The organism is Glutamicibacter sp. AGC46 (assembly GCF_053543715.1).
Genome location: NZ_JBLVOJ010000009.1, coordinates 239,702 through 253,417, shown reverse-complemented (window position 1 = coordinate 253,417; position 13,716 = coordinate 239,702). Strand labels below are relative to the sequence as shown.

Below are 13,716 nucleotides of genomic sequence, written 5' to 3'. Positions count from 1 at the left end.
GGTGGCCAAGTGGCGACATGGGGCCGTGGCGGTCCATGGCAGTCCAGTGCCTCCCGGCGTGATTCCGGTCTGGAAATCAATCGTTGAATACAGTGCGACCCAGTAATTCATACTTGTAGACTCTCAATCGACCCAGAATAAGTATTTCACCCTCTTGGACCGCCGCGTTAGAGTTGCCAGCAAGCGTCTTCTGCGCATTCGACGCGCGGTCCGACGATCGGAGCACCATGGACACGAGACTACTTCGCTACTTTGTCGCCGTCGCCGAAGAACGCCATTTCGGCCGCGCAGCGGCGCGCCTGCATATCGCGCAGCCCCCGCTCTCCCAGCAGATCAAGCAGCTCGAAGAGACCCTGGATACCCAGCTGCTGATCCGCACCACGCGCAAGGTGGAACTGACCAACGCCGGTGAGCTGCTGCTGCGCCGCGGGCGCATCCTGCTTGCAGAGCTCGACCAGCTCTCCCGCGATGTGCGCACCGTGGGCCAAGGCGCGCTGGGCGTGCTGCGACTGGGTTCCACCGGCAGCGCCACCTCGCGCATCATGCCCAAGCTCATCGAAGCCAGCTCCCAGCAGATGCCGGGCCTGCAGCTGAATGTGCAGGGCGAAATGCTCACCCCGCAGATGGTCGAGGGACTGGTCGAGGGACGCCTGGACCTGGCCATCCTGCGCCCGCCGGTGCGCGGCACCGAGGTGGACTACATGCTGCTGGACCGCGACCACCTGGCCGTGGCGCTGCCGCTGGGCCACCCGCTCGCCGCCCACGATGAGCTGGACCTGGAACAGCTGGCTGGCGAGAAGTTCATCTGCTACCCGCCATCCTCCGCGGTGAACAACATCATCATGGACTCCTGCCGCCGAGTGGGCTTCGCCCCGCAGATCGCGCAGGTGGCCAGCGAGACTTCCACCCTGCTCACCTTCGTCGCCGCGGGCCTGGGCATCGGGTTGCTGCCCACCACACACTACCTGCCGCACAGCACCCGGATCACCTTCCGGCCGCTGCGCAACGCACCGGCCGTCGACCTGGCGATCGCCTGGAAGGCCGGCAACGAGTCTGCGCTGGTGCGCAACTTCCTGGAACTTTGCACATTGCTCAACCCCCTAGAAAGGCTGGACCCCGATGCGAATCCAGCGGATTGAAACAATCCCCTACGCCATCCCCTACAACCACCCGCTGCGCTTTGCCAGCGGCGAGGTGCACACCGCCGAGCACGTGCTCATCCGCGTGCACACCGACGAAGGCGTGATCGGCACCGCCGACGCCCCGCCGCGCCCGTACACCTACGGCGAGACGCAGAAGTCCATCGTCGCGATCGTGCAGGATGTCTTCGCCCCGCAGCTGATCGGCCTGGAGATCATGGACCGCGCCAAGATCCGCCAGGTGCTGGATAGGACCATCCACAACCAGGTGGCCAAGGGCGCGATCGACATCGCCGTCTGGGACGCCATCGGCCAGGTGCTGGGCACGCCGGTGCACAAGCTGCTCGGCGGCTTCACCGACTCGATGCGCGTGAGCCACATGCTCGGCTTCAAGCCCGCCCAGGCGCTGCTCGCCGAGGCCCTGCGCTTCGTCGAGCAGTACGGCATCACCACCTTCAAGCTCAAGGTCGGCCGCCGCCCGCTCGCCCTGGACATCGAGGCCTGCCGCGTGCTGCGCGAAGGGCTGGGCGAGGACGTGGAGCTCTACCTGGACGCCAACCGCGGCTGGAGCGCGAACGAGTCCATGGAGGTGCTGCGCCAGACCGAGGGCCTTGGCCTGACCATGCTCGAAGAGCCGTGCGATGCCAAGGAAGCGATGAGCCGACGCCGCCTGGTCGAACGCTCCCCGATCCCGATCGTCGCCGACGAGTCCGCGCCCACCGCGGGCGATGCCTCGCGCGAACTGCTCTCCGGCGGCGCGAACGCAATCTGCATCAAGACCGCCCGCTCGGGCTTCACCGAAGCCACCGAAATCCTGGGCCTGTGCACCGGACTGGGCGTGGATGTCACCATGGGCAACCAGATCGACACCCAGGTCGGCTCGCTGGCCACGGTGACCTTCGGCGCGGCCTTCGAAGCCACCAGCCGCCGCGCCGGTGAACTGTCCAATTTCCTGGACATGGCCGATGACCTGCTCGCCGAGCCGCTGCAGATCGTCAACGGCCGCATTCCGGTGCGCACCGTGCCCGGCGTGGGCGCCGCCATCGACGAATCCAAGCTGGCGCGCTACCGCCAGGACCACGTGCTTTCCACCTCGAACTAAAGGAGATCCCCATGTTGTTCCTCGCCCGTATGGACGTTGTTTTCCCGGACCACCTGACCAATGAGCAAGTCGCTGACTTCCAGGCCCGGGAAAAGGAGTACTCCGCAAGCCTGCAGCGCAGCGGCAAGATGCAGGGCATCTGGCGCGTGGTCGGCGAGTACGCGAACCACTCGCTGTACAACGTCGAATCCAACGACGAACTGCACGAAATCCTCAGCGGCTTCCCGATGTACCCGTACATGAAGATCAAGGTCACCGCGCTGGCCAAGCATCCGAATTCGCTGGCCTAGGACTTTTCCGGACCGGCGGATTCCCTCCGTGTCCCAGCCCACAAGCATTGATATTCAAAACGTTCCAATGGCCGACAAATGAGTATTTCACTTGGCATAGACGCTGCACTACATTGAATATCAATCACCCGGGATGATGGGGGTCACAGTATGGATCCGCATCCGCCACACCACATAATTTAGGGGAGTCACCATGACCACTGAAACTCCAGCAGACGCAACTGCAGCCAAGTCCGGCAACGCCGCCACCGACAGCTTCCGCAACTCCGGCAAGCTCGGCAGCATCGCGACCTCCACCGAGCGCGTGAACATGCTTGCTTCCAAGCTCGTCAAGGCCGCCAACGACATCATCCTCGAAGAGCGCGTGAGCTACGACGAGTTCAATGCCCTGAAGGCATGGTTGATCAAGGTTGGCGACGACGGCGAATGGCCATTGTTCCTGGACGTGTGGCTGGAGCACTCGGTGGAAGAGGTCGCCACCGACCACCGCGAAGGCAACAAGGGCTCGATCGAAGGCCCTTACTACGTGCCCGAAGCGCCTTCGCAGAACACCCCTGCCACCATCTCGATGCGCGAGGACGAGAAGGGCACCAACCTGCTCTTCCAGGGCCAGGTCCGCTCCACCGACGGCTCGGCGCTGAAGAACGCCAAGATCGAGCTGTGGCACGCAGACGAAGAGGGCTTCTACTCGCAGTTCGCCCCTGGCATCCCCGAGTGGAACCTGCGCGGCACCTTCATTGCTGACGAGGAAGGCAACTTCCAGATCAACACCATGCAGCCAGCCCCGTACCAGATCCCGACCGACGGCGCCTGCGGCCAGCTGATCGCCGCCGCCGGCTGGCACGCGTGGCGCCCAGCGCACCTGCACCTGAAGGTCTCCGCCGAGGGCCACGAGTTGCTCACCGCCCAGCTGTACTTCCCGGGCGATGCGCACAACGACGACGACATCGCCACCGCGGTGAAGCCGGAACTGATGCTCGACGTGCACCCAGCAGCATCGGGCAACGGCAAGCAGGTCACCTACGACTTCGTGCTCGACCCTGTGAAGTAAGCCCCAGCGCGCCTCAACACGGCGGGGGTCCCGGCAGCATTGGCCGGCCCCCCGCCGTTGCCGTACCCGGAACCTCGACGAACGGGCGAACACCCGCCAATCCAATGGGAGCGCAGCATGAATGCTTCAACACTGAACGATCCAGCCGGGAAGTTCCAACCCCAATCCATCGCGCACCGAGCTGCCGATACCAGCGAACCCCAGAACCACTGGGCCTGGACCGGATGGATACCAGAAGAGGAGCACGGCATCTCGATGCTTGCCGCCTAGGCTTTTGCCCTCAGTACTACCGACGCGAAGCGGAAGGTCCCGACAGCAATGACGCTGCCGGGACCTTCGGCGCACCTGAGGACGGACTCCAGGCAATGCGGCTGCCTGCAGCGGGCGCACTGTTCATCTTGCGGCCAGCTAGCTTGCTCGGGATCAGCCCGCGGCCTTCTTCACCAGGTCCCGGATCCTGTCTTCCGTTGCAGAATCCAGCGAGGTGATAGTCCATGCAACTGGATGCATGCGGGAGCCTTCCTCGTAGGCTGGATTCACGACTTCTCCAAAACCGAAAGCTACGAAGTCCTTGTCAGGCTTGATGTAGCAGACGTCTTTGCCATCCCGGACGTAGAACGGAAGTCCCCAGCGGACGATCGGCTCCAGCGATGGTGCGCTCTGCATGATTATGGCGTGAAGCCGTTCGGCAATCTCGCGATAGGGTGCTGGAGCTGTGCTGAGCTTGGCCAGAACTGCGGCGTCGCCTTTTTTGGTGAAGATCATCCCTAGTCTCCTTCTAACGGTTGGCGCTGCATTGCGGCGCTGGGTGATGTCGCTCGCGCGATCGCTTTTGGCGCCCGATCGGCCCATAATGCACCTTACCGACTAAGGGCATCTGATTCACGGATTCTTGCACTGGAATACAGGCAGCTGGCCTCAGGACAGCTTGATCGCGCAAGGAAGTAGCATGGACGCCCAACTCATACGCGTATTGGTTATCCCACCAAGTTGACTAGTGCACTGTTAGGCTACTGACATGCGTAAACTTCTAGCCATCTCCGGGTTCGCCATGATCGTGGCTTACGCGGCTTACGGCTCACTGCTCATGAACAATTGGGCCGTGACCGCAGCAAGTGGACTCTCCCTCGATGAAACCATTTCCGAGATGGCCTCAATGGACCAGAATTACGACTCGCTTGGAGGGTGGGTCTTCGCAGCCACTGGAACCGCCCTCGCCATTTCTTGGCTCGTTCCGGTAGTTTCCGCCGGACGCAAGCTGCCCGCCTGGGCGGCTATCGGAGCTTGGAGCCTGATCATTGCCTTAGGCGCACCGGCTTATTTCTTCGCTTCCTTCGCCAATATGAACTCGGTGGGCGACACCTTTGCCGATTGGAACGCCGATGCCGCCGCGGATCTAGCCGCACCCCTGTACATGGCCAGCGTCCTCGCCTTTGCCATACTCGCAGCCATGGCAGCCTTTGGCATCCGAACTGCCTTCACCCGCCCGCCGCGCCCCCTGCCTCCAACTAGCAACTAGCAACTAGCACGGCACCCATTACTGCCTTCCCTGATCTAGCGATTTTCGCGCCGGAATCACGCTTAATCGCATTCGTATAAACTTTCTAGAACTTATCCACAATTGGTTTCGAACCAGAAGATACTGTCGATAATCTGCGCGAACGTTAACTATGACTATTCCCGCATATCTAGACGATCACGACGATGAACATCGCCTTCCACTGCGCCCGCCGGGCACCCGCATGGAGTCGCACAGAGCGTCAGCGCTCGACGCCCATCGCGAGCACCAGTTGTTCTTCGGACCCATCAAGCAGGTTGCCGACGAACTATTCAATGCGGGCCCCGTGGATGGGCCCGGAGACGCATTGGAACGCCTGAAGAAACTCCAACGCCTGATGAGCAGCGCTGAAGCCGCTATCTGCGTTTTACTGGCAGACGGAGTCGAGCAGGTCAGCGCGTCCTTCAATGACCTGATTGCCACCGAGCATGCCCACACCCCAGACGAAGAAGCCGAAGCCAGCAAGAGTGCCGAATACTATGGCATAGACCGTGGCAGCGAGCAGGTCATCAACTCCAATTTCGTAGCTGAGTCAGCTGTCGCATTGCGCGAATCCGTCCGTAAAGCCAGCAAGCGGATGTTCCATGCCAAGGGCTTGCGCCACGCCTGCAAAGCCACCCTTGCCGCGCTCGCTGCAGGTGAGATTACCGTTAAGGCCGCCCACGATATCGTCAAATACTCGCAAGACCTTTCCCCGGAGCAGGTCGGCCGCATGGAGGAAAATTTGCTGCCTTTGGCAAGAACAGCCTGCGACGAGACTGTCTACCAGCGGGCCCGTCGCTTTCACGACCGGATGAATCCCAATTCGGCAGAGAACCGGCAGAAGAACGCATTCGCAGCCCGTAATCTCAAGGTGTGGAATGAGGAGAATGGCATGGCTACCTTGCAGCTGCATCACCGCGCTGATGTCATCCATTCGATTCGCAACTCGATAAAGCAGGCAGCCGCCCAGATCACTGATTCCAAGGATCTGCGCACGCAAACGCAGGTTGAAGCCGATGTGCTTGCGGACGTGTATCTGCATGGCTGGCCCGGAATGGAAGGCATGCCGCTGAAGCCACGGGTTGCCATCACGATCCCACCCATTGAAATGCTCGTGAATCCCGCTCGCGCCCTCGCTGATTTGGAAGGTTACGGGCCGATCCCAATCGGCGTAGCGTTGGAAATCGCCGCGGATGCTCCGTCGTTCCAGCGCGTTCTGACCGACCCGTGGACGGGAGCGGCAATTGATGTGGAGCCCAAGAAATATCGACCTTCCCAGGGGTTGCGCGATTTGCTGCGTTACCGCGACCAGCATTGCGGTTTCCCTGGTTGCCGCCGTCTGCCCGATCGTTCGGAAATTGATCACATCGAAGCGTATGGACAGGGCGGCCACACTACCCGGCAGAACACTCATCTCTTGTGCAAGCAGCATCAGATGTACAAGCACGCGCTTGGCTGGAAGGTCTTCGCTTGCCCGGATGGCTCCAAGACGTGGGTATCTCCGCACGGGCTGCGGTCAATCACGGTTCCCGAGAGCGTGGACAACGTGGAGAAATTTGATCATGTCAACGATCATTGTCCTCGACGTCCCCAGGAGGCTGCGGCCTGCAAGGTGCAATTGACCCCCGAAGTGCGGCGAGTACTGGGGCTCGGCCATGATGAGGGCCTGCCCGGAACCGGAACCAGTTAGAGCCAGTACCTGATTTGGATTTCGAGTGACAAATTTTTTCAGTCACTAGCACCACCACACCACCCATACTTCGCAGGAGCAACGGCTTTGAGTCTGGTTGCAATGCTGGCCGCGGCCTGAATCAAGAATCCCGGCCGCGTTCGATTCAAGCGATTCGTGCTGAATGAAAAAAATCTACAGTCACAGCGCGCAGGTCAACTCGAACTCCGCATGGTTTTGCTGCCCTCGGGAATGAAAATTTTTCTCAGTCGGAAGGCACTATCCCTCAAGGTCGAACCGCGCCAGCGCAGCAAGCTCAGTACGGTTTGAGACCGCCAGCTTCGTGTAGATCTTGGTCAGGTGGTACTGCACTGTCTTGGTGCCTATATACAGCTCTTCAGCGACACGTCGATTGCTTGCACCTTCGCAAACCAGCTTGGCCACGGCTTGTTCCTGCGCCGTCAGCGTCGACCAGTCAGCACTCTCCCTGCGCAGCATCCCGGTTCCGCTTGCCTGGAGCTCACGAGTGCAGCGGTCGATGTACACGGATGCATCGAAGTGCGTGAAAATCGCCAGCGCGCGGGTCAACGGCGCAACGCATTCGGCTCGCTTGCCGGCTCGGCGCAGGCATTGCCCGTAGTAGAAATCAATTTTTGCCCGGTGGTAGACCGACCCGATGCCTTCCAAACGGCGGATGGCATCTTCAAAGGCCAAACGGGCTGCGTCGATATCACCGCGGGCTGCCAGCAAGGTGCCTTGCACGCTCAGGAATCGAGCGGCTCCGCTCTGGTGGCCTGAAGCGAGAGCACTCTCCAGCAACGGCTGTACGAATTTTTCTGCTTCATCCAGGCGTTCGCAACGGATTAGCGCCATGGCGTATGTATCCTGCCAGGTCCAGAAACCTGCTTGGTCGATGCCCTGCGTACGGTCCAGCCGAAGCAATGGTTCCAGCGTCCGCACAACCTCTTCATGGTTTGCCTGCGCCCGGGCAATCTCGGCCCGCGCCATCCGGTAAGGCATCTCCATAATGGCATAGCTGCCGGTGCGTGCCCACGACTTGCGTAGGTGCAGATCCGCCTGCTCCCAATTGCCGCGCAATGCGTGAATCTGCACCGCGGTCAGCTGGATCAGCGGACGCAGGATCTGGATTTCAGAACGCTCCTGCAGGGACTGCGCGGATCGAACCGTCTCCAGCGCTTGGTCCCAGTCGCCCATGAGGAATTCAGCGCGCGCCGACCAGGCTTTGGCCCACAGCGAGATGCGCAGGGAACCATCGCTGAAGTCCGTGGAGCTGGCTGCGGAGAGCTCGTGCCGGGCCAGCTCCACGCGATCGGTCGCGAGGTAGACCCAGCCCAGTGACATTTCCGCGCGCTGGCGCTGTGCTCCCGCCGGAAGGGTGGCCAGCAGGTCCATCAAGACCTGTTCCCCCTCATCAGCCCGGCCCATCATTGCCAGGCCGCGCCCTTGGATGGCTGCGTTCTCAATGGCCAGCGGGCTGCCCACCTGGGCAAGGCGCAGCGATTGCTCAGCCCAGTCAATGATCTTCTGCCCCTTCAAACGGCACAGCGAGTCGAGGACTTGGCGTTGGGCGATCGCGGCCATCACATCGTTGTCCTGATGCTGGACCGCGTTCTGCCAGGCACTGGACAGCCAGCGCTGCGCGGTGTTGGCGCGGCCTTGCAGGATCGAGATGTATCCGGAAAGCACGTCCCGTTCCGGACTGCTTTCCAAGCTCGAAAGCTGATGCGCGAAGGTTTGCGCCCGCGGCAGCTCGCCGGCGGCGACAATCGCATCCACTGCGTTGAGCAGCAGGGAGTCGCGGCGCATCGGTTCCGGGGACAAGTGCATGGCCCTGAAGTACGCGGTAGCGGCCGAAGACCACTCGCCCCGCTTGCCTTGGGACCGCGCGTAGTCTTGCAGTTCCATCGACAAGCGGCCATCGGGCAGGATGCTCGCATCGGCCCGATGGCCCAGCTTGGCCCCCTGGTCCTCGACGATGTCCGCGGCGCAAGCATGCAACCGGATGCGGGTGCTCAGCGGGATCTGATGGTAGACAGCCATTTGGGTCAATGCGTTCTCGAACCCGAGCCGCACCTTCCCGCTATGGCCGTGGGTTTGCGCCAGCGAGGAGTCGAGAATCTGCTGGATCGGCAGCAGCGGATCATCCTCGCCCACCAGCTTGGCGATATTGTCGATCCGGGCCTGCGCGCCGAGCACCGCAGCCGCTTCCAGCAGCGCCCGCGCCCGCGGTTCCAACCCCTCCAATAGCTCGATGACGTGCAACGACAGGGCGTGAGGGGCAGGCGGCCAGCGGTCGAACTGCTCCCAGCTGTGCTCCGGATTCTCCTGGGCCAGCTCGATGACCACCTGCAGGTTGCCCTCGGTGTAGTCCACCAGCTGCTCGACGGCCATGGGCGGCAGGTCGATCCCCGTCCTGGCGCAGATAATCTCGCGCGCATGCGTTGGATCGGGCACTTGAAGCTGCAGGATCTTCAATTGGCTGTCGGCCAGGAATTCCCGGGTTTCCGGTGAAAGCCTGGCCAGGTTCTGGTCGCGCATCACCAGCACGATGAGTACCGGTTCATTGCGCAAGCGGCGCCAGGCGTAGTGCAGCGCCTGGAAGCTCAGGTCATCGACCCATTGCGCATTTTCCAGCACCAGCACACGGGGTTGCGGCGCCTCCCTGCGCAGGTATTCCAGCAAGGCCTCGCCCAGCGCCCCGGCCGAGCCTGCGTGGCTGCGTTGCAGCAACGGGCCCAAGGCGGCTCCGGGCTGCGCGGTTTCCCAGCGCGAAGCGGTCACCAGCTGCACCGATTGGCTGGCCAACCGGGTTAGCAGCGCCTTGATGATCGTGCTCTTGCCGCTGCCGCGCGGACCCTTCAGCACGGCCAGGGTACTGCCAGTTTGCTGGACTTCGCGGGAAAGGCCGATGAGCGCATCCTGGCCCTGCTGGGCACTGAGCATGGCGTTCACCAGCCTTCCTGCGTCGCCGCGTTGCGTTTCGATGTGCTGCTACTTCCCTGCTCCCGCGGCAGCCAGCTCTTCTTGCGCGCTGCGCTGCGCGTCCGAACGGGTCATCGGGACGCAGGTGGTGACCAGCGTTCCAACGATAGCAACTGCGGCGAAGACATAGAATGCGGTTCCCGGGGAAACTCCCGCCGAAAGCAGCAGTCCGCCCAGCAGCGGGCCGAAGATCCCGCCCAGCCTGCCGAATCCGGCGCACCAGGCCACCCCGGCCCCGCGGGCGGCACTGTGGTAGTAGTTCGACACAAATCCGTAGATCAGCACCTGCGTGCCGATGGTTCCCACACCTGCCACTGTCACCAGGGACAGCAGCAAGCCCAGCGGGAGCTTGAGGGTCAGCAGCACCATTGCCAGCGCGGCCAGGAAGAAGGTCAGCGCCACGACCTGCTTGGGGCCGACCCGGTCGGCGGCCACCGAAGCCAGCAGCCCGCCGAAGACCGCGGCGAGGTTCAGCACCAGCAAGAAGAGCAGCGAATGGGACTTGCCGTAGCCTGCCTGCTGCATGATTTCCGGCATCCAGGTGTTCAGCCCATAGGTCAGCAGCAGTCCGGCGAAGCTCATCATGCCCAGCAGTGCGGTAGGCAGCGCGTAGCGCCTGGTGGCCAGCGCGGCGAAGCCGACACGTTCGGCCTTCAGCTGCCCGGCATCGGCGTCGCTGGGAAGTTCCAGCAGCATTCCGGTGCGCGCAGCCACCTCGCGGGCTGCGGCCACGCGGCCGCGGGAGAGCAGCCACTGCGGGGATTCGGGCAGCTTGAACCAGGCCATCGGCAGCAGGAACAGCAGCGGCAGCGCGCCGATGAGGAACAGCCCGCGCCAGCCGATCACGTCGCTGAGCACCATGGCCAGCAGCGAGGCGAGCACGCCTCCGGCCGGCACGCCCGAGTAGACGATCGCGTTGTAGTAGTTGCGGCGGTTCTTCGGGGCGAACTCGGCCACCACCGCGCCAGCGGTGGCCACGATCGCGCCCACGCCCATGCCGGTGAGGAAGCGCAGGATGCCGAACCACAGGGTGTCGGGCGCCAGCGCGGTCAGGCCCATGCCGACGGAGAACCAGATGATGCCGGTGATCATCGCCTTGCGCCGGCCGATGTAGTCGCCGATCGCGCCGGTGGACAGCGCACCGACCATCACGCCGAGCAGCGCGTAGCTGCCCAGCAATCCGGCGGCGGCTTCATCGAGCTGGCCGAGCTGGCTGGGGTCCGCCAGCAGCGTGGAGACGATGGTTCCGAAAACCACCAGGTCGTAGCCGTCGAAGATCAGGGCGATGGCGGCGATCACCACCACCCAGCGCACGGCGCCATTGGCGGCAGTGCTGGATGTCATTGGGCTGGTATTCACGTGTTTTTCCGTTCGTTTGCGGTGACCGGGGAACCTCGTTGTTCCCCGGAAAATACGTGCCCGGCGCTGGAAGCACGGCCGGGATGGTGCTGGATGGAACAAACGGCCCGTGATCACGAGCCGTTTGTTCCATGGTGGTGCGTTTGTGGTGCCGGGACTGCCGCTAGCCGAGGTCTCCTCCGGCCACCGCGAGGGTGGAACCGGTGATGTAGGAGGCCTCATCCGAGGCCAGGAACACGATGGGCGCCGACTGCTCGTCCAAGGTGCCGTAGCGCTTGAGCAAGGTGGAGTCCACGGTCTGGTCCACGATGGCCTGGTACCAGGCCTTTTCCTGCTCGCCGGTGGGCGCCGGCCCGCGCTTGACTACCCGCTCAGGGGCTTCGGTGCCGCCCGGCGCGGTGGCGACCACGCGGATGCCCAACTCGGCGCCCTCCATGGCCAGCGCCGAGGTGATGGCCTTGACCCCGCCCTTGGCCGCCGCGTACGGGACGCGGTTCATGCCGCGGGTGGCGACCGAGGAGACGTTCACGATGGTTCCGGATCGGGCCTGGACCATTTCCTCGAAGACCGCACGGCACATCCACAAGGTCGGGAACAGCGATCGCCGGATTTCCTTTTCGATCTCCTCGGGCGCGTAGTGCTCGTAGGGCTTGGCCCAAATGGTTCCGCCCACGTTGTTGACCAGCACATCGATGCGTCCGAACTGGTCCTTCGCGGCGGTGACCGCAGCCAGCGCGCCCTCGTAGGTTTCCAGGGCGGCGGTCACGCTCAGCGCGGTGGCGCCGTCGGCGCCGTCGGCGCGCAGGGCCCCGGCCACCTCGTGGATCAGCGCCGCGCGGTCCACGAGCACCATTTCCCCGCCCTCGGCGGCGATGCGCCGGGCCACGGACCAGCCGATGCCCTGGGCGGCGCCGGTGACCATGACGACCTTGCCGGCAAAGCGTCCCGGATGGAAGGACTCGGGCAGCCCGGCGCTCACTGGGCCACTGCCTTGGAAGCGGCGGCCATGGTGGCCTTGGCGTGCTGGTTGTGCGCGGTGATCGCTGCGCGGGCAGCGGCGATGTCCTGCTTCTCGAAAGCGGCGACGATGCCCAGGTGGTCGGCGTCCACGGCCCCGTCGATCCAGTGCTCCTGGCGCAGCACGGCGGCCATCAGCGCCGGCACGTCCAGGCGGCGGTAGGCCTGCAGCAGGTGCTCGTTGCCCACGGCCTTGAACAGGAATTCGTGGAAGGCGTCATTGGTGACGGTGAATTCCTCGGCGTTGATGAACTTCTCGCCGTCCAGGGTCTTGCCGGCCAGTTCGGCCAGGACCTTGAATTCGCCCAGCTGGCCCTCGGCCAGCTTGCCCATGGTCAGCTCGACGACGGCCAGTTCCAAGGCCATGCGCGCATCGAACTGGGCCTCGAAGCTGGCGTGCTCCTCGCCGATTTCGTAGCCCTGGTCGGCGGCGGCTTGCGCGGCGGGCGCCTCGGCAGCCGGGGCGGCAGGCTCGGCGTCCGGAACGACGGCCAGCGCGAACTTCTCGTAGTAGAAATTCTGCGGCTTGAGGCCTTCGGCTTCCAGATGGCGGCGCACGCCCTCCACCATCGGAGGCGGGCCGCACAGGTAGATGTCCACGTCGCCCTCGGCCAGGTGCTGCGGCTCGAAGTGGTTGGTGACGTAGCCCTTCTTCTGTGAAGCGCTGTCCGGGTCACCCACCACGGTGTCGAAGCTGAAGCCCGCGATGCGCTGGGTGTAGTCCTGCAGCACATCGAGTTCGACCAGGTCGATGTCGGTGTTCACGCCGTAGATCAGGTGCACCGGGTGCGGGTTGTCCATGCCGGCCAGCTTCTCCAGGATGGCCAGCAGCGGGGCCAGGCCGGTACCGCCGGCGAGCAGCAGCGATTGGCGCTTGGGTTCGCGCAGGAAGAAGCTGCCCATCGGGCCGGTGAAGGTGATGCGGTCGCCCACCTGCGCGGTATCGCGCATGTAGGTGGACATCAGACCGCCATCGGTGATGCGGATCAGGAAGGAGACGATGTCCACTTCCGGGCCCGAGCTGAAGGAGTAGGAACGGGTTTGCCCGCCGGAGCCGGGGACCTCGATGTTCACGTACTGGCCCGGCAGGAAGGAGAGGTCTTCGCGCTTGTCCACCTCGAGGCTGAAGGCGTAGGTGGTTTCGGAGATGCGGCGGATCTCGTTCAGCGTGGATTCGAAGGAGGCGGCCGAGGTCTTGGCGACATCCGAGGTGGTCGGGATCTGCAGCACGAGGTCGGATTCGGGGACCATCTGGCAGGGCAGGCAGTATCCGGCCTCTGCCTCGTCGTCGGTCAAGGCTTCTTCGATGTAGTCGCCGCCGTCGTACTTGCCCGACTCGCAGAAGGCCTTGCAGGTGCCGCAGGCGCCGTCGCGGCAGTCCAGCGGGATGTTGATGCGGGCTTTGTAGGAGGCATCGGCGACGGTTTCGTTCGCGCCGACCTTGATGAAGCGGGTGATTCCGTCTTCAAAGGCGAGGGCTACCTGGTGGGACATGGCATGCTCATTTCACAGGATTCGGGGATGGGCGATTCGGCGGGGGCTGCCC

The 13,716-nt window shown here is 63.5% G+C and carries 12 protein-coding genes; 7 read left to right on the top strand and 5 right to left on the bottom strand.

All coding sequences use genetic code 11. The features are described from left to right. The first annotated feature begins 227 nt into the window (after positions 1–227). The 5 genes from ACNPM8_RS04300 to ACNPM8_RS04280 all read left to right on the top strand — a co-directional run bounded on the left by ACNPM8_RS04300 (position 228) and on the right by ACNPM8_RS04280 (position 3,852). Positions 228–1,139: a LysR substrate-binding domain-containing protein gene (locus ACNPM8_RS04300; RefSeq protein ID WP_105662373.1), complete on the top strand. Its 912-nt coding sequence runs from the start codon at positions 228–230 to the stop codon at positions 1,137–1,139. Continuing rightward, entirely contained in the window at positions 1,120–2,241 is a 1,122-nt protein-coding gene (locus tag ACNPM8_RS04295; RefSeq protein WP_448939348.1) for a mandelate racemase/muconate lactonizing enzyme family protein, read from the top strand. The genes ACNPM8_RS04300 and ACNPM8_RS04295 overlap by 20 nt, the downstream gene beginning before the upstream one ends. 11 nt (positions 2,242–2,252) lie before the next feature. Continuing rightward, positions 2,253–2,531: a muconolactone Delta-isomerase gene (gene catC / locus ACNPM8_RS04290; protein WP_105656482.1), complete on the top strand. Its 279-nt coding sequence runs from the start codon at positions 2,253–2,255 to the stop codon at positions 2,529–2,531. A gap of 193 nt (positions 2,532–2,724) precedes the next feature. Further along, a complete protein-coding gene (catA, locus tag ACNPM8_RS04285) occupies positions 2,725–3,582 on the top strand; it encodes a catechol 1,2-dioxygenase (RefSeq protein ID WP_105656483.1) in 858 nt (285 codons plus the stop codon). Between the two features lie 117 nt (positions 3,583–3,699). After that, positions 3,700–3,852, top strand: coding sequence for a hypothetical protein (locus tag ACNPM8_RS04280; protein ID WP_166650756.1), 153 nt, complete (start codon positions 3,700–3,702; stop codon positions 3,850–3,852). 153 nt (positions 3,853–4,005) lie between these two features. On the opposite strand, the gene ACNPM8_RS04275 is transcribed toward ACNPM8_RS04280, so the two are convergent. Then, entirely contained in the window at positions 4,006–4,347 is a 342-nt protein-coding gene (locus ACNPM8_RS04275) for a DUF1801 domain-containing protein (RefSeq protein WP_286134079.1), read from the bottom strand. Positions 4,348–4,600: 253 nt separating this feature from the next. Here ACNPM8_RS04275 and ACNPM8_RS04270 point away from each other — a divergent pair, with 253 nt between their 5' ends. Both ACNPM8_RS04270 and ACNPM8_RS04265 read left to right on the top strand, forming a co-directional pair. Then, complete coding sequence (locus ACNPM8_RS04270) at positions 4,601–5,101, top strand: hypothetical protein (RefSeq protein ID WP_448939347.1); 501 nt, start codon at positions 4,601–4,603, stop codon at positions 5,099–5,101. A gap of 346 nt (positions 5,102–5,447) precedes the next feature. Then, positions 5,448–6,812, top strand: coding sequence for a DUF222 domain-containing protein (locus ACNPM8_RS04265; protein WP_448939346.1), 1,365 nt, complete (start codon positions 5,448–5,450; stop codon positions 6,810–6,812). A 258-nt stretch (positions 6,813–7,070) separates the two neighbouring features. Here ACNPM8_RS04265 and ACNPM8_RS04260 read toward each other — a convergent pair whose 3' ends face one another. From ACNPM8_RS04260 to benC, 4 genes are all read right to left on the bottom strand, one after another. Then, a complete protein-coding gene (locus ACNPM8_RS04260; protein ID WP_448939392.1) occupies positions 7,071–9,755 on the bottom strand; it encodes a LuxR C-terminal-related transcriptional regulator in 2,685 nt (894 codons plus the stop codon). A gap of 48 nt (positions 9,756–9,803) precedes the next feature. Continuing rightward, the gene (locus ACNPM8_RS04255; RefSeq protein WP_388024808.1) at positions 9,804–11,138 is read right to left on the bottom strand and encodes an MFS transporter; all 1,335 of its coding nucleotides are present in this window, start codon (positions 11,136–11,138) and stop codon (positions 9,804–9,806) included. A gap of 178 nt (positions 11,139–11,316) precedes the next feature. Continuing rightward, a complete protein-coding gene (locus tag ACNPM8_RS04250) occupies positions 11,317–12,132 on the bottom strand; it encodes a 1,6-dihydroxycyclohexa-2,4-diene-1-carboxylate dehydrogenase (protein WP_448939345.1) in 816 nt (271 codons plus the stop codon). Then, positions 12,129–13,664, bottom strand: a complete 1,536-nt coding sequence (benC, locus tag ACNPM8_RS04245) for a benzoate 1,2-dioxygenase electron transfer component BenC (protein ID WP_388024805.1) — start codon at positions 13,662–13,664, stop codon at positions 12,129–12,131. The genes ACNPM8_RS04250 and benC overlap by 4 nt, the downstream gene beginning before the upstream one ends. Between the last annotated feature and the right edge of the window lie 52 nt (positions 13,665–13,716).

Bases quoted from the DNA above. Each gene is read 5' to 3' on its own strand.
- ACNPM8_RS04300 (WP_105662373.1), top strand. From the start codon at position 228: ATGGACACGAGACTACTTCGCTACTTTGTCGCCGTCGCCGAAGAACGC.
- ACNPM8_RS04295 (WP_448939348.1), top strand. From the start codon at position 1,120: ATGCGAATCCAGCGGATTGAAACAATCCCCTACGCCATCCCCTACAAC.
- catC (WP_105656482.1), top strand. From the start codon at position 2,253: ATGTTGTTCCTCGCCCGTATGGACGTTGTTTTCCCGGACCACCTGACC.
- catA (WP_105656483.1), top strand. From the start codon at position 2,725: ATGACCACTGAAACTCCAGCAGACGCAACTGCAGCCAAGTCCGGCAAC.
- ACNPM8_RS04280 (WP_166650756.1), top strand. From the start codon at position 3,700: ATGAATGCTTCAACACTGAACGATCCAGCCGGGAAGTTCCAACCCCAA.
- ACNPM8_RS04275 (WP_286134079.1), bottom strand. From the start codon at position 4,347: ATGATCTTCACCAAAAAAGGCGACGCCGCAGTTCTGGCCAAGCTCAGC.
- ACNPM8_RS04270 (WP_448939347.1), top strand. From the start codon at position 4,601: ATGCGTAAACTTCTAGCCATCTCCGGGTTCGCCATGATCGTGGCTTAC.
- ACNPM8_RS04260 (WP_448939392.1), bottom strand. From the start codon at position 9,755: ATGCTCAGTGCCCAGCAGGGCCAGGATGCGCTCATCGGCCTTTCCCGC.
- ACNPM8_RS04255 (WP_388024808.1), bottom strand. From the start codon at position 11,138: ATGACATCCAGCACTGCCGCCAATGGCGCCGTGCGCTGGGTGGTGGTG.
- benC (WP_388024805.1), bottom strand. From the start codon at position 13,664: ATGTCCCACCAGGTAGCCCTCGCCTTTGAAGACGGAATCACCCGCTTC.